Source organism: Flavobacterium ranwuense (assembly GCF_004349315.1).
In the GTDB taxonomy this organism is placed as follows: domain Bacteria; phylum Bacteroidota; class Bacteroidia; order Flavobacteriales; family Flavobacteriaceae; genus Flavobacterium; species Flavobacterium ranwuense.
In genome coordinates this window covers 148,661-169,463 of record NZ_SMLH01000004.1, presented here as the reverse complement: position 1 = coordinate 169,463, position 20,803 = coordinate 148,661, and the positions used below count along the sequence as shown (strand labels likewise).

11 protein-coding genes are annotated in these 20,803 nt (G+C 32.3%); 5 read left to right on the top strand and 6 right to left on the bottom strand.

Annotated features, from left to right (window positions below; all coding sequences use genetic code 11):
* Positions 1 to 29: 29 nt before the first annotated feature.
* Genes E0I61_RS09030 through E0I61_RS09020 form a run of 3 tightly spaced genes read right to left on the bottom strand, consistent with a single transcriptional unit; the run spans position 30 to position 7,028 of the window.
* Entirely contained in the window at positions 30 to 2,645 is a 2,616-nt protein-coding gene (locus E0I61_RS09030) for an alpha/beta hydrolase family protein (RefSeq protein WP_132070821.1), read from the bottom strand.
* Positions 2,645 to 4,018, bottom strand: coding sequence for a RagB/SusD family nutrient uptake outer membrane protein (locus E0I61_RS09025; RefSeq protein ID WP_132070819.1), 1,374 nt, complete (start codon positions 4,016 to 4,018; stop codon positions 2,645 to 2,647). Before E0I61_RS09025 ends, E0I61_RS09030 begins: the two co-directional genes overlap by 1 nt.
* 16 nt (positions 4,019 to 4,034) lie before the next feature.
* Positions 4,035 to 7,028: a SusC/RagA family TonB-linked outer membrane protein gene (locus E0I61_RS09020; RefSeq protein WP_132070817.1), complete on the bottom strand. Its 2,994-nt coding sequence runs from the start codon at positions 7,026 to 7,028 to the stop codon at positions 4,035 to 4,037.
* A 591-nt stretch (positions 7,029 to 7,619) separates the two neighbouring features.
* Between E0I61_RS09020 and E0I61_RS09015 the strand changes: the two genes are divergently transcribed.
* Both E0I61_RS09015 and E0I61_RS09010 read left to right on the top strand, forming a co-directional pair.
* Positions 7,620 to 7,901 carry a helix-turn-helix domain-containing protein gene (locus tag E0I61_RS09015; RefSeq protein WP_132070815.1) on the top strand — a complete coding sequence of 94 codons (282 nt, stop codon included), beginning with the start codon at positions 7,620 to 7,622 and terminating at the stop codon, positions 7,899 to 7,901.
* A 426-nt stretch (positions 7,902 to 8,327) separates the two neighbouring features.
* Positions 8,328 to 13,469: an AAA family ATPase gene (locus E0I61_RS09010; protein WP_132070813.1), complete on the top strand. Its 5,142-nt coding sequence runs from the start codon at positions 8,328 to 8,330 to the stop codon at positions 13,467 to 13,469.
* A 306-nt stretch (positions 13,470 to 13,775) separates the two neighbouring features.
* On the opposite strand, the gene E0I61_RS09005 is transcribed toward E0I61_RS09010, so the two are convergent.
* From E0I61_RS09005 to E0I61_RS08995, 3 genes are all read right to left on the bottom strand, one after another.
* On the bottom strand, positions 13,776 to 16,004 hold the full coding sequence (locus E0I61_RS09005) for a TonB-dependent receptor (protein WP_132070811.1): 2,229 nt from the start codon (positions 16,002 to 16,004) through the stop codon (positions 13,776 to 13,778).
* 62 nt (positions 16,005 to 16,066) lie between these two features.
* On the bottom strand, positions 16,067 to 16,405 hold the full coding sequence (locus tag E0I61_RS09000) for a heavy-metal-associated domain-containing protein (protein ID WP_132070809.1): 339 nt from the start codon (positions 16,403 to 16,405) through the stop codon (positions 16,067 to 16,069).
* 77 nt (positions 16,406 to 16,482) lie between these two features.
* Positions 16,483 to 16,833, bottom strand: coding sequence for a hypothetical protein (locus E0I61_RS08995; protein ID WP_132070807.1), 351 nt, complete (start codon positions 16,831 to 16,833; stop codon positions 16,483 to 16,485).
* 533 nt (positions 16,834 to 17,366) lie between these two features.
* Here E0I61_RS08995 and E0I61_RS08990 point away from each other — a divergent pair.
* The 3 genes from E0I61_RS08990 (at position 17,367) to E0I61_RS08980 (ending at position 20,801) form a co-directional block, all read left to right on the top strand.
* The gene (locus E0I61_RS08990) at positions 17,367 to 19,526 is read left to right on the top strand and encodes a TonB-dependent receptor (protein ID WP_132070805.1); all 2,160 of its coding nucleotides are present in this window, start codon (positions 17,367 to 17,369) and stop codon (positions 19,524 to 19,526) included.
* 385 nt (positions 19,527 to 19,911) lie between these two features.
* Complete coding sequence (locus E0I61_RS08985) at positions 19,912 to 20,358, top strand: NUDIX hydrolase (protein WP_132070803.1); 447 nt, start codon at positions 19,912 to 19,914, stop codon at positions 20,356 to 20,358.
* Between the two features lie 53 nt (positions 20,359 to 20,411).
* A complete protein-coding gene (locus E0I61_RS08980) occupies positions 20,412 to 20,801 on the top strand; it encodes a YkvA family protein (protein WP_132070801.1) in 390 nt (129 codons plus the stop codon).
* Positions 20,802 to 20,803 lie beyond the last annotated feature (2 nt).

Sequence of the window (20,803 nt, the reverse complement as noted above, 5' to 3'; positions counted from 1 at the left end):
GTTTCTTTTGGGAAACTGCATATTATTTTTTAATTTGTTTCATTATCCGCTTTCATCCATTTTGCCTTTGGCTCACCTTTCAAATAATAACCAAACCAATCCTGCACCTTCAGCGTCAAATCTTCCTGATTTTTTGGATTAAATAAAATGTGTCCATCATTAGGATAGACCAACATAACACTCTCTTTTTTCAATCGCCTCAAAGCGGCATAAAAAGTTTCTGCTTGACGTGGTTGCACATTTTTATCTAACTTTCCTGCCCAAGTCAACAACGGAGTATTAATTTTACTCGCATTAAGTAAAGGCGAGTTTCTATAATACCCTTCTTGATTTTCAAAGAAAGAATAACCCATTCGATATTGCTGATTCTCATACCGCCATCCATCTATCGTATTGTAGTCTGTATTTATGGTAAAATAATGTTGCATAGTATCTGACACTCCCGAACCACTAATTGCAACAGCAAACATATTGGTCTGTGTGATGATAAAATTGGTTTCATATGCTCCAAACGAATGGCCCATTAACCCAATCTTTCGGGCATCAGTAATACCCATATCAATAATTTTATTAACGGCTGATGTTACACAATCCACAGCTGAAAGTCCTGGATTTCCTTTTTCTAAAGCTATATCGGCTAACAAAACCGCATAACCGTTAGCAGTCATGTTTGTTATATTAAAACCTAATGTGTTATGAATACTTGGATTCACATACTGGTTTACATCACGAGATACGATTTCATAAATATACACAATCATAGGATATTTTTTGGTGGCATCATAATTAGCTGGATAAAACAAAGCACCATTTAAAGGGTTTCCTTTACTGTCTTTATAATGAATCATTTCCGATTTGCCCCATTGATAGTGTTTATGTTGATGATTACTTTGTACCATAACGATATCAGTATTACCATTTCGAAATCGTAAACATGGCGGACTATCAAACTTTTGCGTTACATAAATAAAGGCATTATTCCCTTTTGCTTTTTGAAGTTTGTTAATCGAACTTCCATCCATTATAAAAGGCTTAACTCCTTTATTGGGATGTAGCAAATAATAACCATTGGCACTGCTATACATATCAAGAGTGGTTAGTAAAACATCTTTAGAAAGGTCATAATTATAAACCCCAACACCAGAATAATTGATATCTTGTTTATCAAATATGGCGGAAGCATCTAACCGAAAACGCAACTGTATTTCTCTACCTTGGGTAAGTCGTTTGCGTTGTGTGCCATCAGGAGAAATTACCCAAATATCATAGTAATCATAATATATGGCATAGTTCCCATTTGTTGTCCAACCCGGTTGTCCCCATACGTTTATTTCATTCCCTGGATCGTTGGCTCTATTATCCCAACTAATGTCTAATCCTTTAGTAACGTTAGTATGGGTTTTCTTTTTAATATCATACACCCACCAATTACTTTCTCTATAATAAGTAATATAGCGACCGTCCGGAGAAATCCCCATTTGGTTCATATATCCTGATTGTGCAGTTAAAAATAATTCCCGAGTACCGGTTTCAAGGTTCAGCAGATAATAATCCATATCTGCAATCCATTTGTATTGCGGTTCATATTGATAAGGGTCAGCCACCAAAGCATAATCTTGCTTTCCGGTCAACATTGCCCAAGATTGTTTTGCTGTGCTGAGTTGTCGAACAACACCATTTTCAATATCCCAAAAAGCCAAATATTCTGGGTAACTTACTGTAGACCTCAGCTTCCTGTCGGGATAAAGCATTTTGTCTTTGGCATTCCAAATCGCAACACCACCCGATAAGACCGTAGTGTCTTTGGCAACAATATTCGTTATCCCAAAAAAAACTTTCTTACCATCACGAGAAATGTTCAAAGCTATATTTTGGTCAGGAGTAATTTTAATGTGTGCAGGGTAATTGGCATTTGTAGATTTTAAATTAGATAACTTTCCCGAAATCGAATCATAATAATACAGTTCGGTAGTTTCTTCAGTAACACCATAAAAAGCAAGTGTCTTTCCTTTATGCTGCCATTTCAAAACCTCAAAATGCTGCGTTGTTGGTTGTACTATCAAATGACTAACATAATTATCTCGTAAATCCAAATACCCAACTGTTCCCTTTCCATTTTCCAAAGTAGCATATACTAGCATAATGCTTTCATCATTCCAGTTATACTCTCTTACATTTTCAATACTATCAAGGACTTTTCCATTTTTTCTAACGACAAGAGCATGGTTCTTTTCCAAGGTAACAAGAAAACGTCCATCAGCAGAAAAATCATAACGTTCCACCGCAGAAATTCTGTTTTCTTTTCCTGTTTCCAAATCAACCACAACAAGAACATTTTTCATTTTGTAAGCAAATGTAGGCTCACTCCCAAATCTGCCATCACTCCCATCTGCAAAGACATAGCGTTGATACGTTTTAGTGTTCTTAACAAACAACGTGTCCACATTCAATTCATAAGACATCCGATAACTAATCCAATTTCCTTTTTCAGATAACTGTTCCGCGCCCATAGTACCCCACAAATGATAATCTGCTTCAGTAAGTTGTTTTTTAGTTAGCACCTGTCCTATGACAGGACAGGGAACTAACCCAATTAGAATTATGGTTATGACTCCATAAACAATTGGTAAAAAAGATAGCTTCATTAGTAGCCGGGATTTTGGGTAAGATTTGGATTCATAAGCAATTCCGTTTCTGGAATTGGCCAAAGTTGGTCAGTAGTATTCCATCCCGGTTTAACAGTTGGTAAAATGGTATTTAGAAAACCATTACGTTTCAAGTCAAAAAACCGATGTCCATATTCGGTAAAAAATTCAAATCGTCTTTCTTGCATAACTGCCGTTATAACTTCATCAGCGGTAACTGCCGCTGTATCGGGTAATCCTGCCAAATGTCTCACTATGTTCAAATCGTCTTTTGCATTACTTAATTCGCCTTGTCTTGCTCGTGCTTCAGCCCGAATAAGATATTGCTCCGCCAATCTAAAAATAATTGAATATTCAACAGAAGTTCCGGTATTCGTATTTTGTTTGTATTTATTAGCATGATACCAAGTGTTAGTTCCATCGGTAACCGTAGCAATCCAATGTGTTTTTCTAAGGTCATTATTAGTAAAAGAGTTTACCAATTCAGAACTTAACCCAACATACGGTGGCGATCCGCTCTGAAAAATAAAGGTCGCGCCTTCATCGGCATTATTACCGTCCAATTTTGGCGAAAACTGCCAAATCGTAGCGGTACATTCTTTTAGGAATATTTTATCAATATCGTTTTCCCACACATAAGCGGGATTATTCAATACTGCCGAAGCAGCATTAGAAGCGGCAGCCCAATCGCCTTTATAAAGATAAACCCTAGCCAATAATGCAGAAGCTGTCGAACGGTTAGGTCTAACTCGGTCTGCCGATATATAATTTTCAGATAGTAGTGCAATGGCTTGATCCAAATCAGTAATAATATGATTATACACCTCAGCTGTAGGCATTCGTGTAACTACTCGATTAAGTTCATAATTGGTTGTAGTAATATAAGGTACATCGCCATGCAAATTCATCAAGTAAAAATGTACTAAGGCTCTAACAAAAGTGGCTTCTCCAATAAACTGATTCTTATCAGCTGTTGATAAAGCTGTCGAGTTTTGGCAACCTTCAATAACGGCATTAGCACAGTAAATTTGATGATAACTTTCATTCCATTGTTGAGATACAATGGAAGTATTAGAAAGCAAACTATTATTAAATAAGAAGAAAACATTTTCATCATTAGTGCCATAATAAACCAATTCATCAGCATACAATCCTAAGCAAGTCGCAGAACCAATGCTATTTCCCGATAGTAACCCACTATCGCGAAGTTTAGAATAAATATCAGCCATAGCAGCATTGGCTGTAGCGTGGTCTTCAAAAACAATACTTCCGGTAAGTTGTGAAGCAGGAACTTCAACATCAACAAAATCATCACATCCTGTAAAGCAGTACAAGGCTAAAAAAACTATTAGGGGTATTATAAAATTTTTCATGATAGTAAATATTAGATTAAAAAGTTAGTTTCACTCCACCGGTAAACACTTTCAATGGGGGCAAGTAACCGCTGAATTTAGACTCTGGGTCTCCATTAGAGTAATGGGTAAACGTCAACACATTTTGTCCTTGCATATACAATTGACAACGCACACCATGAGTAAATTTCAAAGGCAAATCATACGTCAATGAAATATTTTTCAAGCGTACATAAGAAGCATCTTGTAAATTACCATCACTCAACCCATAGCGGTAATATACCGTAGTAACCGCTCCATTAGCACCAGCCGTATAAGGTTGTTGCGCTGCCGCATCACTCACACTTGCTAATTGGTTAATCGCCGTTCCGGGAACTCCGGGCATCGATCCAAAAGCTTGTTGTTTCACAAACTGAAAAAGAAAATCCAATTGGAATCCTTTATATTTAAATTGATTTTGCAATCCACCAAAAAAACGAGGGCTCAAGTCAGCAATAGTTTTTCGGTCTCCCATTGAGGTAATCGTACCATCACCATTTACATCTTCAAACTCATAAACGCCTGTTGTCGGATTCATACCGGTATAATGGTACAATTTGATACTATTAATAGGTTGACCCACTACATAAGTATTGACATAAGTCGAACTTTCAAGACCAGGATAAGAAATCAGTTTATTTCTATTGATTGAAATGTTAAAATTAGTGGTCCACTCAAAGTGCTTATGTTGAAAATTGACAGTACGCAACGTAAATTCCAATCCGCTATTCTGCACAGTCGCATCAAGATTAGCATTCAACGAACTAAAACCAGTCGTTCCCGGCAATGGTATACCTACTAATTGATTTGACGAACGATTAAAGTAGTAAGCCGTGGTTAAAAATAATCGGTCTTTCAAAAAACCTGTTTCAATTGCTACTTCAAATTTTCTATTCGTTTCCCACCCAAACTCTGGATTGAATAACCGTACCGGCTGTAAACCAATAGTGCCTTGATAAGTATTACCCGAAGAAGTATAAGTATCCAGAAATTGATAATCGCCTATTTGATCATTACCGGCCGTGCCATAGCTAGTTCTCAGTTTACCAAAACTAAGTACCGAGTTATCTTTTAATAAAGCTTCGTTCGAAAATAACCAAGCAGCACCTATCGCACCAAAAGTGGCGAATTGCTTTCCTGGTCCAAATCGGCTCGACCCATCACGCCGAGCGGTAACATTGAGAATATAACGTTCATCCCAAGTATAATTCATTCGGGCAAAAAAAGCTTGATACTTGTAAATAGTTTCATCGCTCAAATCAATGGTTTTAATAGAAGCTGAAGCCAAATCATGAATCAAACTATTACTCGCAAACCCAAAGCCATTTAGAAAAAGTCGCTCCGTGCGTTGCTTCTGAAAAGTACCACCTAGCAAAACATCTATTTTGCCTTTCCCAATCACTTTATTCCAATTAAGCTGTGGCTCAACAATCCAAGAAGTTCGAGTAGTTTGATTAGTACTAAGCGAAGATATTTCACTACCTACACCATACGCAGGATTATACATCGTCGAGGGTTGCGTCCTACTTTCATTACTGTTCAAATCAGAGTAACCCAAACTGGTTTTAAATTGTAAATTCGGGCGAATAGCGTACAATAATACCGTGTTAGCGGTTAAGTCTTTTATTCTCGAATCAAATTGCGACAGCAATCCTGCAAGAGGATTATCCCAAGTACTATTTTCCCAATTCAAATTACCATTGGCATCATATAACGCAGGAGCGTTAGGTGCCAAGGTTCGTGAAACTCTGGTAAGGTCAATAGACGGTTGATTGTTCTTTTGTGCAATATAATTAGCCGAAAAAGTAATTTTAAATCGGTCATCATCTGAAGTATGATTCATATTGAAATGTGTAGCGCCTTTAGTGTATTTAAAATCACCCGGAAATACAGTTGTTTCAGTTCGATAGTTTCCACTCAATAAATACTGTGTGCGTTGGCTTCCGCCCGATACCGATGCTTGTAAATTATTAACTTCAGGAGTCCCGCCTATCAATTCCTTTTGCCAATCGGTATATCGGTTCTGATTCCAAGTACCATTAACATCATACGCATAACTAGGAAATACAGTAACGCCATCATTGGCAAAAGCTTGTTGGCGCATCGCAAGATATTGTTGGGTATTCATCAGTTTAGGCGTTCGGGTAACACTGCCAAAACTCGTCGAGGCATTAACAGTATAACTCGTTTCACCTGCCTTTCCTTTTTTGGTAGTAATTAGCACCACACCATTTGCACCACGCGAACCATAAATAGCTGTTGCATCAGCATCTTTAAGTACTTCAATACTTTCTATATCCGATGGATTAATAGAACTTAACGGACTGGTCAAAGTCGGTGCCGTGCCCGAAGTAGCGATTGCACCTATGGTTTCTGATGAATAGGGTACACCGTCAATAATATATAACGGTTGGTTTCCGTCAGCTCTTAAACTGTTTTGACCTCTAATCTTGATAGTAAAAGCACCACCTGGCGAACCGCTATCTTGTACAATATCAACTCCTGCCATTCGTCCCTGCATCGTTGCAAGGACATTGGTAACGGGTTGTTTTTCTATGTCTTTAGAAGTGATTTTCGAAATACTACCGGTGCGTTCGCTTTCTTTCACGGAATAATAGCCTGCATTGATCTTGACCTCCTGTAGCGTGGTCGCGTCTTCTTGCATCCGAATATTAATTACGGAACGACCATCTACAGGCATTGTAACGGTCTTAAACCCCATGTAAGTAAAAATGAGAATGTCGTTGGATGATACCGCTATAGTAAATTTCCCGTCGAAGTTGGAGATTACTGTTTTTTGTTCTCCCTTTACTGAAATGCTTACGCCAGTCAGAGGGGCACCACCGTCTGTTATGGTACCAGTGACTTGTTGTTTTGAAGTAGTACTAAGGGGCACATTTTGTGCAAACAAAGGAGAGTGGCACAAGCACAGCCCTAAAATAAGGGAATAGCAAAGTACCAGCCATCCTTTGTTTAATGAAAAATTATTCATAATATTGGGTTGGTTAAGTGAAACGTTAGTTTTATTAGCTACGGTCCTCTAGTTAGTTTGTCGACGAGATAGAGGGCCATTTTTTTTGTTGTACCGCTAAGGCACAAAGGTTTTTGTGTTTTTTTTTAATTCATTGGCATTTTTTTAAAGTTTTTTTAAGGAAAGCCAACTGCCGTTGCCTTTTGCAGCCAGACGGTGGCAGTGCCTTTCCCAACTAATTCAATTAATTAATGGTATTGCGAAACTAAAAAAAGGAAGCGGTGCTAAGAATTGAAGTTGAGTTTTGCCTAAATATTGGACAAAAAAATGGCATGGAACTCATCTTACTGCATCAGAGGTACTGGTATACCGGGGAACAATAAGTGAGCCCACGCCATGGGACGTGAGCATCGTACTTATCTTCTCGTTCCTATAAAATTACCAGTTTTCTGATACGAGATTCAAAGCGAATGCTTCAATGTTTTTTTTGAAGAGTCGCAAAATTACAATTTTGAATGTAATCTTTATGCAAAGATAATTATTTTATTCATATTACCGAATTCGGTAATGATTATTTTTTGAGTTTTATTCAAATTGCATTAAAAGATAATAATGAAGAATGAAAATAAGACAAAAGAAATTAAAGAACTGATTGCACAAAAGGTAAAATCTTTAAAAGGGGAAACTACTTATGCAAAGATTGCTGCTAAATGTGAAATTCATAGTGGAAAGATAAGTAATATTGCTAATAATAAAATTGATTGTCAACTTTCAAGTCTTATAGAACTTGCCAAAGGTCTTCGTGTGCATCCAAGAGAACTATTTAATATAGATTTCGATTTTGAAACATATTATGACGAATTAGACTCTGCTGATAATTCAGAAAAGAAATAAATAATTGAAAAAGATGCCTAGGCATCTTTTTCTGTTTTATAACAATACGAATACTTATCAATTCAGGATTAAAACTTATCAATTCAGGATTATTTGATTTTAGGCTAAATAAGTAAGGCTCTATGCGTTCTATATTTGAGGCATGGAATGGTATGAAATAATAGGATTTATTGTGGCTTGGTTTTTAGGTCTTTACCTGAGAGGAAAGATTTATGAGTTTAGGAAAAATTATGATAAAAATGGTAGTTGGAAGGATAGGGTGAAGAAATAGAAGATGCCGAGAGGTGTCTTTTTTTATGCATAATATTTTTTGTTATAATATGTTAGTAATTGGGAGTTGTGTATATTTACGATTTAGGTACAATTTTACCCAAGTTGACTGTAGAAAAGAAATTGTATATTTGAAAATAAAGAACTTAGACATTAATGAGTGTAATAAACCAATACATAACTTTTCTAAAAGAATATAAAAAACTACTTGAAAGAGGTGTTAAAGATGTTTTATCAAAAAGCATTTCTTCTAATTTCATTTGGGTTGACGATATCAAAGAATTAGTAGAATCTAAAATATGCACAACCAATCTAACGGAGATTTTTTCCAATGATTTCACTAAACAAGCAATAATTTTTTCTTTAGAAAAACCGTATAAACCTGATATAAAAATCCCTGAAAATTTTATCAATTCAATTGAATTTGATGAAGCAAGAAATAAATTTTGCAGTATAAACAAAGACGAAAACGAATTAACAAACTTTCAAAATTCTGAAATTGGAAAAAAAGAAATTGAAAAATTAAAAAAGTTTTCTTTCAGTAAATCAATATACTCAAAGTTTTATAGAGCATTTAACGACATTAAAAACGATTCAAATTTAGAAATTGTTTTAAGTGTTGGTTTAATACAATACTCCAAGAAAAATCATAATAACAATATTTCTAAAACTAATCAACATTTATTTCATTTTCCGTTAAAACTTGACATTGCTAAAAACAATGCAATAAAATTAGGTTTTTCAGAAACTGAAAACCCATACTCTGATTTCTTTTTCTTAAACAGTGTACCAATTGAAAAAGACATTTTGAGTAATATTATTGACGCATTTGAATCTAAAGTAGTTGAACTAGGTTTTGATTATATTTATGAAAATGATTTTAAAAAATTAATATCAAATTATATTCAAAAAATTTCTGAGAATTCAGAATTTCAAGATTCAATATTAAAACCTATTAGTGATACTTTTAGGGAAGATTTTTTTAAAATTTCTTTTTCGCCAACAATAAACATAAAACAGAAAAAACCGAGATTCTTTGAAAAATTAACGGATTCAATTATTGACTATAATAATTCAAATGAAAATGAATCTAAACTTTTGAATTTATTAATAAGAAATCCTGAAATTGAGCATAACAACTCTTATCCTAAATCAAATTATTTTATTGATGAATTATTTGAAAACAATAAAGAAAATGCCATTTCTTTAAATGCAGAAGAAGATTTTTCTGTTTTTTTTCCTTTGCCATACAATAATGAGCAAAAGCAGATTTATGAAAATTATCTAAAAAACAGATTAACAGTTGTAACAGGTCCTCCTGGAACAGGAAAGTCACATACAATAGTAAATATTCTATGTTCACTTTTGGCTCAAGGAAAAAGGGTTTTAGTTACTGCACAAACAGACAAAGCACTTGAGTCACTTTTGGACAAAATTCCAGAAACATTTGACGATTTGATTTTTACTAAAATTCAATTAGAAACTAATAAAAATAGGTTTTCTTTAGAAAGTAGTATAAGCAAGATCTCTAGTATATTAACCGATAATTTCTTTTTAAATATTGAATCTAAAATTAAAGATTTAAATAATTTAAAAAGTAATTATATTAATCTTAAAACTACAATTATTAGAGCATTAGAGAAAGAGTATAATATGATTTCTCTAAATGAAACTTTTAATAATTTGAGAGCTTTTCAAATAGTTGAAAAATTGGAAAAAAAAGATTCCAAAGAATGGAATTGGATTAATGACGAATTGAAAAATGAACAATTAAATAATTTTGATGATTTAAAGGAGTCAATTATTAATTATAGAAATCTACAAAATCATTCTACAGATTACTCTAAAATTATTGATTTTGATTTAAATTCAATAACTCAAAAAATAAAGGACTTTGACTTTATACATTATATTCAAATTCAAGAAAATATTAAAAAAATCAGTTCTTTACTAAATGTTAATGAAGAATTGAAAGATAAATTTTTGAGTATTGATTTATCTAAGATTATTGAATCTTTTAACCAGTATTCAAACTCTGATATTAAATTGCAAAACTCTAGAGAAATTGACAACTTATTAACTTCAATTAAGCCAATAAAATATAATGAAAATATAACAACAAACATTTCATTTTCAACTATAATTGAAAATGAAACCAAATATTTGTTTGACATTGAAACATATCTTTCATTTATTAAAGATGAAAAGGTTAGTTTTTTAACTAAACAATTTGATTCAAAATTTAAAAAGGTTTCTTATTTAGAAGACATTACGATTAATAGTGTTAGATCAAATACAAAACAAATCATTATTAAATTAAGAGACTTTATTCAGGCTATAATTTTGATTAATAATAATTTCCAACTTCTTAAAAAGAGTGGTTTTAGTTTTGATTATGATGACAAAGCAGATATAGAATCAAAAAAAGAAATTTTGAATTCACTTATATCTCAAGTTGAAATAAATAAGGAAGTTGTAACTAAAATACAACATAATTCAAATATCATTAATTTCTCGAAATTTACTAACATTGATAGATTTAAAATTGAGGAATTAATAGAAAAAGCTATTGCATATAAAGATGATTTTCAAAAGCTCAAAGAATATGAGATAGAATATCAGGAACTTTTTAATTCACTTTCTGAAATAAGTATAATTTTAGAAAAATCTAGAATAAAGAAAAATTTTATTGACTATTTGCCTATTCAAAGAATACCAAATAAAGAGATATTAGATGAACTATTAGTGCAACTTAAATCAATAAATGATAATCTAAATTTAGAAAATTTATTTTCTAAATCAGAACATTACATTAAGTCAATGATTCCAATTACTTTTGAAAAAATTAATGAAATTCCTTTAGAATTTATATCTAAAGAAAATTTTGAATTTGCGATAGCAAATTCATATTTGATAAAAAATGAATTTATTAATATTCAAAAAACTAAAGAAGATTTATCATTTATAAACAAAAAAATATACGACACTAAATGTGAAATATTATTTGATTTAGCTAAAAGTAACTTTCGAGATAAATTTGATGATTCTGAAATTGATGAATTTATAAATCTACTCGAACAGTATAGATATAATTTAACACAAAGCAACAGAGCGATAAGAGACAAAACAAAATATCAAATTTTAACAAGAAAGAATAGTATTGAAATTAGTAAAAAACTTTCTTGTTGGGTTATGAAGTTTAATGATGTTTTAAATTCAGTTGGTCATGAACCTGAAATTTTTGATTGTATAATTGTAGATGAGGCTAGTCAATTAGATTTTAATAGTTTATTATTAGGTTATTATACAGAAAATATGATAATCGTTGGAGACGATAAACAAACTTCGCCAAGTAGTCTAACTGGTGCTGATGGAAATGATTTTGAAGCAATTAAAAATAAACATTTAGACTTTTTGGACTCTAATATTATTCACATTAAGAGCGACAATAGTTTGTTTTCTCTATCTAAAATGATTGCAGGAACTTCAAATCTTGAATTAAAAGAGCATTTTAGATGTGTTCCTGAACTTATTGAGTTTTCAAAATCTAATTTTTATAACAACACTTTAAGACCTTTAAAACAAATAAATGGAAATAGGCTTCAACCAAAAGTTCCTGTTTTTATTGATGGTGCATTTACAGAAGAAAAAATAGTGTACAAAGAAATAGAGTTTATAAAGAACTACCTGAAAAACATTTTAAATGATGAAAAATATGCAAATAAAACAATTGGTGTAGTAAGTTTAGGTTTAACAAAGCACACCGAAAAATTAAAAGATATTAAGGAAGATTTAGCGAATGAATTTGGTAAAGACAAAATTGACAAACATAAATTAATTATAGAAGATTCACCTAAATTTCAAGGAGATGAAAGAGATGTCATGCTTGTTTCTTTAGGGGTTGCATTAGATTTTCAAAAACTAAATAATAATGAAAATGCAAAACCAAGAGCAATTTTATCAGACCAAGATGAGTTTAAAAAAATAAATGTTGCTTTAAGTAGAGCAAAAGAGCAAATGATTTTATTTCACTCTGTAAAATCAGAAGATTTGAATCCCCAAGATTTTAGAAATAAAATATTAAATTTCTTTTACGAAGAAGTAAAACCTATAAAAGAGTTGGTTTTAGACGAAATCAACATAGAAAGAAATTTATATAACATTCCAAATCCTTTTGACAGTTGGTTTGAATTCGATATTGCTAATCAATTAATTAAAAATGGTTTTCGTTTTATTGAACCTCAATTTCAAGTAAAAGAAAATGAAACTTATTATAATCACAAATCAAACAAACAGGGATATATTAATTTCAAACTTGATTTAGTAGTTCATAACAATGGTAAAAGAGTTGCAATTGAATGTGATGGCGACCCATTTCATTCCTTACCCGAAGATGTGGCTTACGATGTTGAAAGACAAGAGTTTTTAGAGCGAGTCGGTTGGAAAGTTTATAGAGTTTTATATTCGGCTTACAAAAGAAATCCGAGTAATGAAATTGAAAAAATGGTTGATTTTGTCAATAGAAATACTAAAAAAGACGAAATAGAACATTTTATTCCAGTTCTTGAATATGTAGAAGTTGAAGTTGAAGAAGAAGATAATTATGAAGAATTTGAAGAAGATTTTCTTATATCTTCTAGCAATAATTCAAATTCGAAATATCAACATAGATCATTTATAGATATAATGGAGGAAGAAACTATTAAAAGTCCAGAAAATAATCTTTTTTCAAATATGGAATCTGAAATAAGTGAATCTAGTGAAACTACATTACGTTATTTTAATCTATTTGAAAACGGCACATACAAATTATTAAATTTTTCAGAAAATGAAGCGTTATTTTCATTACCAATTAAAGAGAAACATAAAAATGGTTTCTTACTACAATGTTACGACAATGGACATATAAATAAAGTATATGTTCAAACGCTAATTGACAAAAGAATAGATTACAGTTATTCTAATGGAAAAAATCCAAATGCTAAAATTCTTTATTTAAAATTAGTAGAAGAAGACACAATAATTGGTTTAAAAATAAAAAAAGGAAGAGAAGTAATTTTTAAAGCACATAAAACTAAAAATATTTCAAACAGAGAACAATTACATTTGCAAGGATACAAAGTAATGTATCAAGGTTTTGACGAAATAACTTATAAAGTTTTCCCTAAAAATATTTCTAGTGAAATAAATAGATTGACATACGAAAGTTTTAATGCAAGTGGAAAACCTACAAACAATAACTACTATGAAAACGAATGGAAAATAATACAGGAATTTATTCCAAATTTAACCGAATAATAAAAGACTGTACCTACAGCAGTAGCCGTTGTACAACCGCTCCAAAAAACCTAAATCGGTATGAAACAATATAAAAACAACCTCGTTTAAGTCATTTTAAACGAAGTTTGTTTGTAAACAGGAATAAGAATATATAAAAAAAGATGCTGAGGCATCTTTTTTTATATGCATTATGTTTTTTGATAATGAGATGAGGGGATTACATTTCAAATTTGAGGAGAGTTAGCACTTCTCGTTTTACCTATGACAATTGCGAGTGTCGCTAGATACTTGGTGACCTTTTTTTGTTTAACTCAACGTTTTGGTTCATTCATTTATAAGTTTGAAACGAATGCCAACATATATTTCCCGTCCCCTTGTTGGCCCCCAAACAGATGAAGTGTCAAAGTATTGACCAAATGGGTCTTGCCAACTGATAATAGGTTGCTTCTGTCTGAAATCAAAAATATTTTCACACCCTGTATAAACTTCAACCTTTTTAAAAATATAAGTAAATTGAGCGTTTACTAAAGTATAAGGTTGTGAAAAATCAGGTCGTTGAAATTCTATAGGATTTGATTTTGTATTAGGTAAACGCTGTTCACCATACCAGTGGATATTTACATCAAAATGGAATTTGTTTGTTAAGGGTTTATAACTGTATGTCGTCAAAACTTTATGTGCAGGGTTAAACGGTAGGAATTGCTTACCTCCGTTTACTTCTCTGTAAACATCTAAAAAGTTGTAGCCCACTTTAAATTCAAAGCGATTCCAAATTTTCAAATAAAGCTCAGTCTGAAAACCATTGCTTATGCTTGTACTTGTGAAGTTTTTAATAATTGCTTTTGTTGGGTCGCTGTCATAGTCAGGAAAAATTTGATTTTGAAAATTAGTTCTATAAAAATCTGCACTAATATAACCTGAAAGATTATTGCTCTCAAATTTTTGAGTTAAGTTAATTCCAAAATTTGTAGCTCTTTCAGGTCTTAACTGTTCTGAAAAAACAATATCTCTGGAACTAACTAACAAGCCTATATTTTCACTGAATAAATTAACTGTTCTCCAACCTGTTCCGATACTGGCACGAAAAACAGTTTTCGGGCTAACATCATATTTTAATAAGGTTCTCGGAGTAAGAGTAAAACCAAATTGGTTATGTTGGTCGCCACGAATACCGGCAATCCAAGTTAATTTGTCATTGAAAAAACTCATTGAATTTTCAGCAAATACACCCGGAATATTCTCTACTTTTTTGTAATTACCCGCATAAGTTCTTTGTAAAGATGTGTCAGTAAAAGCAATGTCTTCATTGAGATTTAAGAGACGGTAACTGATACCTGTTTTTAATGAATGCCTTTGGGAATAGCCCAATTCATATTGAAGATTACCATAAAAATTCGTTTGCTGTGCGTTGTATTTTACCGTTCCGAAAAAAGATTTTTGGTCTTGGTGAAATGAAGAAACAAATAAAGTTATTCTATGATTGTCATTAAAACGATAAGCAGTTTTTGCCCAAATTTCAGGCTGATTAATATTAACCGTTTGCCCGTAAATAGAAGTACTTCCTTGGTCGATATCTGGATTATAGAATGTTTGACCTCCTATTCGTTTTTCATTCAAAAATCGTAAACCAACTCTACTGCTCCAGCCCCAATCTTTATCATTACCATATTTCCATTTATTTGAAATCATATAGCGTGTCAATAGGGGTAAATCGAGAAAGTTATCCTTGTCCCTGTCAATTTTATTTGCAGGTTGAACTGTATGAAATGCAGTAAGATTACTCCATTTGCCTTTCTTCAAAGCATAGTTGGCATTAAAATGTTTTTCTTCAAAATTATTCATATACACATTAAGCAATAATTTATCAGTGTTATCAGGGTCTTTGGTTTCAACATTAATTTGTCCGCTAATACTTTCATACCCTTGCAATACACTGTTAGCCCCTTTTGAAACATAGATGTTATCAACCAATGTTCCGGGAATTCCACTAATCCCGTACGTGTATGACAAACCTTGTATCATTGGGAAACCGTCAATCAAAACCTGATTGTAAACGCCAGATAACCCCAAGATGCGAAGCTCTTTTGAGTTGGTAATTACATTAGTTGTTTGTGGTTGCACAGTCGTTTGTGTTTCAAAACAACCTGCTAAATCACAACAAGCAGCTTTACCCAATTCTTTTTGAGTAATGATTTCTGTTTTAATAGCAATCAAATTAGATAATGTAACCTTATCTCTGTTTTTTTTAATAACAACCTCATTTAATATGTTTTCCTTTTTCAACTTGAATACTACAAATGTTTGATTGGTAATTTTTATTGTATCGGATGAATGTCCTTCAAAACTTGCAATTAATTTTTTATTGCTGATGTCTTTGCTTGTAATTTCAAATTCTCCTTTGTCGGCTGTGGATGTTCCTGTTGTTTGGCCAAGCCAGTATACATTTGCGCCAATAAGCGGTTCCTTTTTATCGTTGGTAACTTTTCCTAAAATGGTTTGAGCTAATAAACCACACGGGAACAGTAAACCAACAATGAAGATGTATTTTTTCATTGTGATTTTTTTAAAATAAGGCAAGGTTTATTCGAGAGAACAAACCCCGCTTTATCAGTTGTTTACTGTTTTACTTTATATGATTTTTCGTCTGGATTTTCACAACTACCTGTGTTCTCGATGACTCTGTAGATCTCTTTTTCGGTAACCAGTATAGGATTGAATTTTACTTCAAATGAAGAGGTTGTTCCCATTTTTCCTGATTTGCAACTGCTAACGCCTTTCAGTTTTTCAACATTGGCAGCAATCATTTTCAAGTCCATAGAACAAGTAATTCCCTTTACTTTGATGGTAACCGTTTTTGTGCTGTCGGTATTTTGTGTTGTTTTTTGAGCAAACGCAATGCTTGTTGAGGTAATCAATATAATGAATACCAAAACTAATGATTTTATAAATTTCATTTTTTTGATTTTAAAATTGTTGACAATAAAGAAATATTGCTTCGAAGTTGTCGGAGCAAAAGTTTAATTTAATATTGTTAAACAATTTTAGGAGGTTGCCAAAAGTCAGGTGCGAATTGAGAAGTAAAAACTGATTGGTAAGTAAAATTTTGGTTAGTTGAAATTTTAGGTTTAGATATTTCAGCAAGCTGATTTGTAGAACATTGCAACACACAAGAACTGCAAACTTGAAAAGGATTACAGGATTTTCCCGAACGGTCGTCTTTTTGTTTTTGTTGGCTGGATGATTTTTCGTTGTCAGCAGTCGGTTTGCATTGTCCGTCACAACAAGTTTGTTCATTATTATTTTGCAATGAAATCAAATCTATTCCTGGCTTAATAGCGAGGAATAAAATTATTGTTGCTAATATGAGTGTTGAAAATTTCATTACTTTACAAATATACGACGTTTATCTATAAGTTGTGTGAAATGATCCGAGACCGTATAAAAAATAGATAAACCGACAAAAGAGCACATCAATTTCCAACAAAATAATATTATTGTTTATACATTTGCAACGATGAAAGGATACATTAAAATAGTACTTCTGCTTTTGATATCGTGTTGCTATGTCAACACCGTATTTGAATTTTCGGATACCGAGGAGAAGGCTAATTTTGAAAATGAAAGTCATGCCTATATTCAACAATTTAGCAACCAAACCTTTGCAAACAGTGTAACACAAAGTATTCCGCATTGCGACATTAATTGTGATACATCAATCCAATTCCATTTAAGTGCAATTCTACCTGCCTCTAAATGCAATTCATTCTACAAAAGCTCTTTCTTTCCAAAACGGGATAAGCTTTTTATTCTACATTCTTCTTACTTGATTTGATGAATTTTTGATTTGACTTTTTTAGGCAATTGCTACGCAGTTGTCAGTTTTACTATTTCAGAACAATTCTATTTAAATTTAAAATGAAAAAAATAATATTCATTCTTTTGCTATTTCCATTTTTAGCAACAGCCCAAAACACTTTTAAAGCCATCATCAAAGATGAAAAAACAAAGGAAGCACTCGATAGCGTTTCTGTATTCCTAAACGGAACTCAAAACGGTTCCACTTCTGACGAAAAAGGTTTTGTAGTAATTGAAAACATCCCCAACGGTAAACAAACCATTGTTTTCAGTTCTTTTGGTTATCGAAAAATTGAAAGAAACATTTTATTCCCACAAAATGAAACTATTGAAATATTTTTAGAACCATCATCGGAAGAATTAGAAGAAGTTAAAGTTACTTCAACAAGAAGTAGCCGAACAATAAAAAATACTCCAACTCGAATCGAAGCGATTGCAGCGGGCGAATTAGAAGAAAAATCTTCAATGCAACCAGGGAATATAAAAATGTTGCTTACCGAAAGCACAGGAATTCAAACGCAACAAACTTCCCAAGTTTCGGGAAGTGCGAGTATTCGTATTCAAGGTTTAGACGGAAAATATACGCAACTTTTACAGGACGGTTTTCCATTGTATTCAGGTTTTGCAAGTGGTTTGAGTATCTTGCAAATTCCACCTTTGAATTTAAAACGAGTGGAAGTCATTAAGGGTTCCACTTCAACGCTTTATGGCGGCGGAGCCATTGCGGGATTGATAAACCTGATTACAAAAGAACCAACCGACACAAGAGAAATTTCATTTTTAGCAAACATAAATCAAACACAAGCGTTGGATTTAAGTGGTTTTTATGCTGGAAAATACAAGAAATCAGGACTTACAATTTACGCTTCAAGTAATTCCCAAAAAGCATACGATGTAAATAATGACGGGTTTTCGGATATTCCAAAATTCGAGAGATATACCATAAGTCCAAAATTTTTCTATTATCCAAACGAAAAAACAACATTTAGTTTAGGTGTAAATGCAGGATTTGAAAAACGAATTGGTGGAGATATGCAAGTGATTGATAACAAATCAGATGCTACGCATACGTTCTTTGAGCGAAATAACAGTAATCGATATTCGACACAAGCAAAATTTGAAAAAACATTTGACAATAAAAATATATTGACAATTAAAAATAGCGTTGGATATTTTAACCGAAAAATAGAAAAACAAACTTATAATTTTGAAGGACAACAAATAGCCACTTTTACAGAAGCCAATTATCTAATCCCCAACGAAAAATCAGAATGGAATTTGGGGGCGAATTTAGTTTCGGATAATTTCAAACAAATGAATTTAGTCGCTGACAAATTAGATTATTACAATGCTGCCTTTGGTATTTTTGCTCAAAACAATCTGAACATAACCGAAAAATTTATTTTGGAAAGCGGTTTACGTTTAGACATTACAAACAGAAGCAATGTTTTTGTTTTGCCTCGTTTGTCATTATTGTATAAAATCAACGAAAAATTATCTTCACGATTTGGCGGTGGTTTAGGCTACAAATCACTTACCATTTTCTCGGAAGAAACCGAAGAAAAAGCGTTTCAAAATATAAATTCACTGGACTTTTCAAAAGTCAATCCTGAAAAATCATATGGATTAAATGCTGATGTCAATTACAAAACTACCATTTTTGACGAGGTAAGTTTTGCCATTAATCAAATGTTTTTTTACACCATTATCAAAAAACCGTTAGTTCTTAATCCGGTTCCGCTGACAGTAAATTATGCCTTTGAAAATGCCAATGGAAATATAGATACTAAAGGTTTTGAAACAAACGTAAAACTTCGTTTTGAGGATATTTCTTGTTACATAGGTTACACTTACATTGACGCTCATAAAAATTTCGATAATAATTCTACAGTAAATCCATTAACCGCAAAACATAGGATAAACGCAAACGTAATGTATGAATGGGAAGAAAAATTGCGAATTGCTTACGAGGTCTTTTATGTTGGAAATCAGTATTTGACAAACAACGAAAAAGTTAGGGATTATTGGGTTATGGGAGTTTCGGGAGAATACAAGTTTAAATATTTTAGTTTATTCTTGAACCTTGAAAACTTTTTGGACAGCCGACAATCGAAATGGGAAAACATGCATTCTGGAACAATTCAAAATCCACAATTTAGAGAAGTTTACACGCCAACAGATGGATTTATATTGAACGGTGGAATAAAAATTAGATTATAAACATTGTGAATGTAAGCACTACACGACAGTGGCAGCCGTTGCCAACTTCTCTAAAAATCTAAATCGACACTAAATAACATAAAAAACAACCTCGCTTATACCGTAGTTTCGGGACTTTTAAGCGAGGTATGTTTTTGGAACAATGTTTCTTTAGTACTTGATTTCATAATGCATAAACGCTCCTTCCATTAGTTCTTGTTCTGGTCTTGATATTTATAAGTTATTAGCGGTGTCTCTCCAATTAGAAACAATTACTATCTGCAACCAAAAAAATAAAGTAGCTTTAAACTTTATTAGCGGACATCAAAACATTATAGCTTTAGATTCTAAATTTTAAAAAATAAATAAAAAAAGGAGCTGTGTTAAATTACTAAGATTAATTGATATGGATAAAAAAATATTCTTTTCTGTAAAAACCTTAATTATTAGAAACAATACGTTTTTAGCGGTTTATAATCTCAAAGATGGTCGAAAATTATGGGACTTGCCCGGTGGTAGAATGGAATTTGGTGAAACTGCCGAAGAAACGCTGAAAAGAGAAATATTTGAAGAACTGAATATTGAAATTAAACCAATTAAAGTGATTGATACTTGGAATTATATGCATAATGATAAATGTCAAATTACGGGTGTTATATACTTTAGTGAGATGCTGACAGATACTATTTATTTATCTGATGAGCATGAAGGTTACCAATGGATAGGGTTTAAACAAATAGATGAAATTTTCTCGAGGGATTTTCTATTGGAAAAAATGCAACTTTGGGACTGGGATTCTATTATTGATAACAAAGTTAGATTTACTAAATCAGTAATGATAGCAAACTCATAACCTACGAGACAAAAAGTATAATCGCTTATTGCGGAAAACTAAAAAAAACTACAATGCAATTAATAGAGAAACTAAAGCAACAAGCAAGACAATTAAAATCGGAAGTACAAGTTTTGATTGTAGCCTATTCTGACAAACGGACACCGCTGTCTGCAAAAATTCTCATAGGACTAACAGTTGGCTATTTGTTAAGTCCGATTGACTTGATACCAGACTTTATCCCTGTTATAGGATATCTTGACGACTTAATTATTGTTCCTCTTTTAATTAGACTTTCTATCAAACTAATTCCTACTGCCGTGTTGATAGAAGCCAGACAAAATGTAAAGGACAATCCGCAAAAATTGAAAAAGAGCAATTGGATTTTTGCAACAGTAATAGTTATTATTTGGCTAACACTTTTTTACTTGGCATACAGACATTTTGGTTATTTATGGAAATAAGA

Excerpts from the sequence above, each read along its gene's own strand:
- E0I61_RS09030 (WP_132070821.1), bottom strand. The coding sequence starts at position 2,645 with ATGAAGCTATCTTTTTTACCAATTGTTTATGGAGTCATAACCATAATT.
- E0I61_RS09025 (WP_132070819.1), bottom strand. The coding sequence starts at position 4,018 with ATGAAAAATTTTATAATACCCCTAATAGTTTTTTTAGCCTTGTACTGC.
- E0I61_RS09020 (WP_132070817.1), bottom strand. The coding sequence starts at position 7,028 with ATGAATAATTTTTCATTAAACAAAGGATGGCTGGTACTTTGCTATTCC.
- E0I61_RS09015 (WP_132070815.1), top strand. The coding sequence starts at position 7,620 with ATGAAGAATGAAAATAAGACAAAAGAAATTAAAGAACTGATTGCACAA.
- E0I61_RS09010 (WP_132070813.1), top strand. The coding sequence starts at position 8,328 with ATGAGTGTAATAAACCAATACATAACTTTTCTAAAAGAATATAAAAAA.
- E0I61_RS09005 (WP_132070811.1), bottom strand. The coding sequence starts at position 16,004 with ATGAAAAAATACATCTTCATTGTTGGTTTACTGTTCCCGTGTGGTTTA.
- E0I61_RS09000 (WP_132070809.1), bottom strand. The coding sequence starts at position 16,405 with ATGAAATTTATAAAATCATTAGTTTTGGTATTCATTATATTGATTACC.
- E0I61_RS08995 (WP_132070807.1), bottom strand. The coding sequence starts at position 16,833 with ATGAAATTTTCAACACTCATATTAGCAACAATAATTTTATTCCTCGCT.
- E0I61_RS08990 (WP_132070805.1), top strand. The coding sequence starts at position 17,367 with ATGAAAAAAATAATATTCATTCTTTTGCTATTTCCATTTTTAGCAACA.
- E0I61_RS08985 (WP_132070803.1), top strand. The coding sequence starts at position 19,912 with ATGGATAAAAAAATATTCTTTTCTGTAAAAACCTTAATTATTAGAAAC.
- E0I61_RS08980 (WP_132070801.1), top strand. The coding sequence starts at position 20,412 with ATGCAATTAATAGAGAAACTAAAGCAACAAGCAAGACAATTAAAATCG.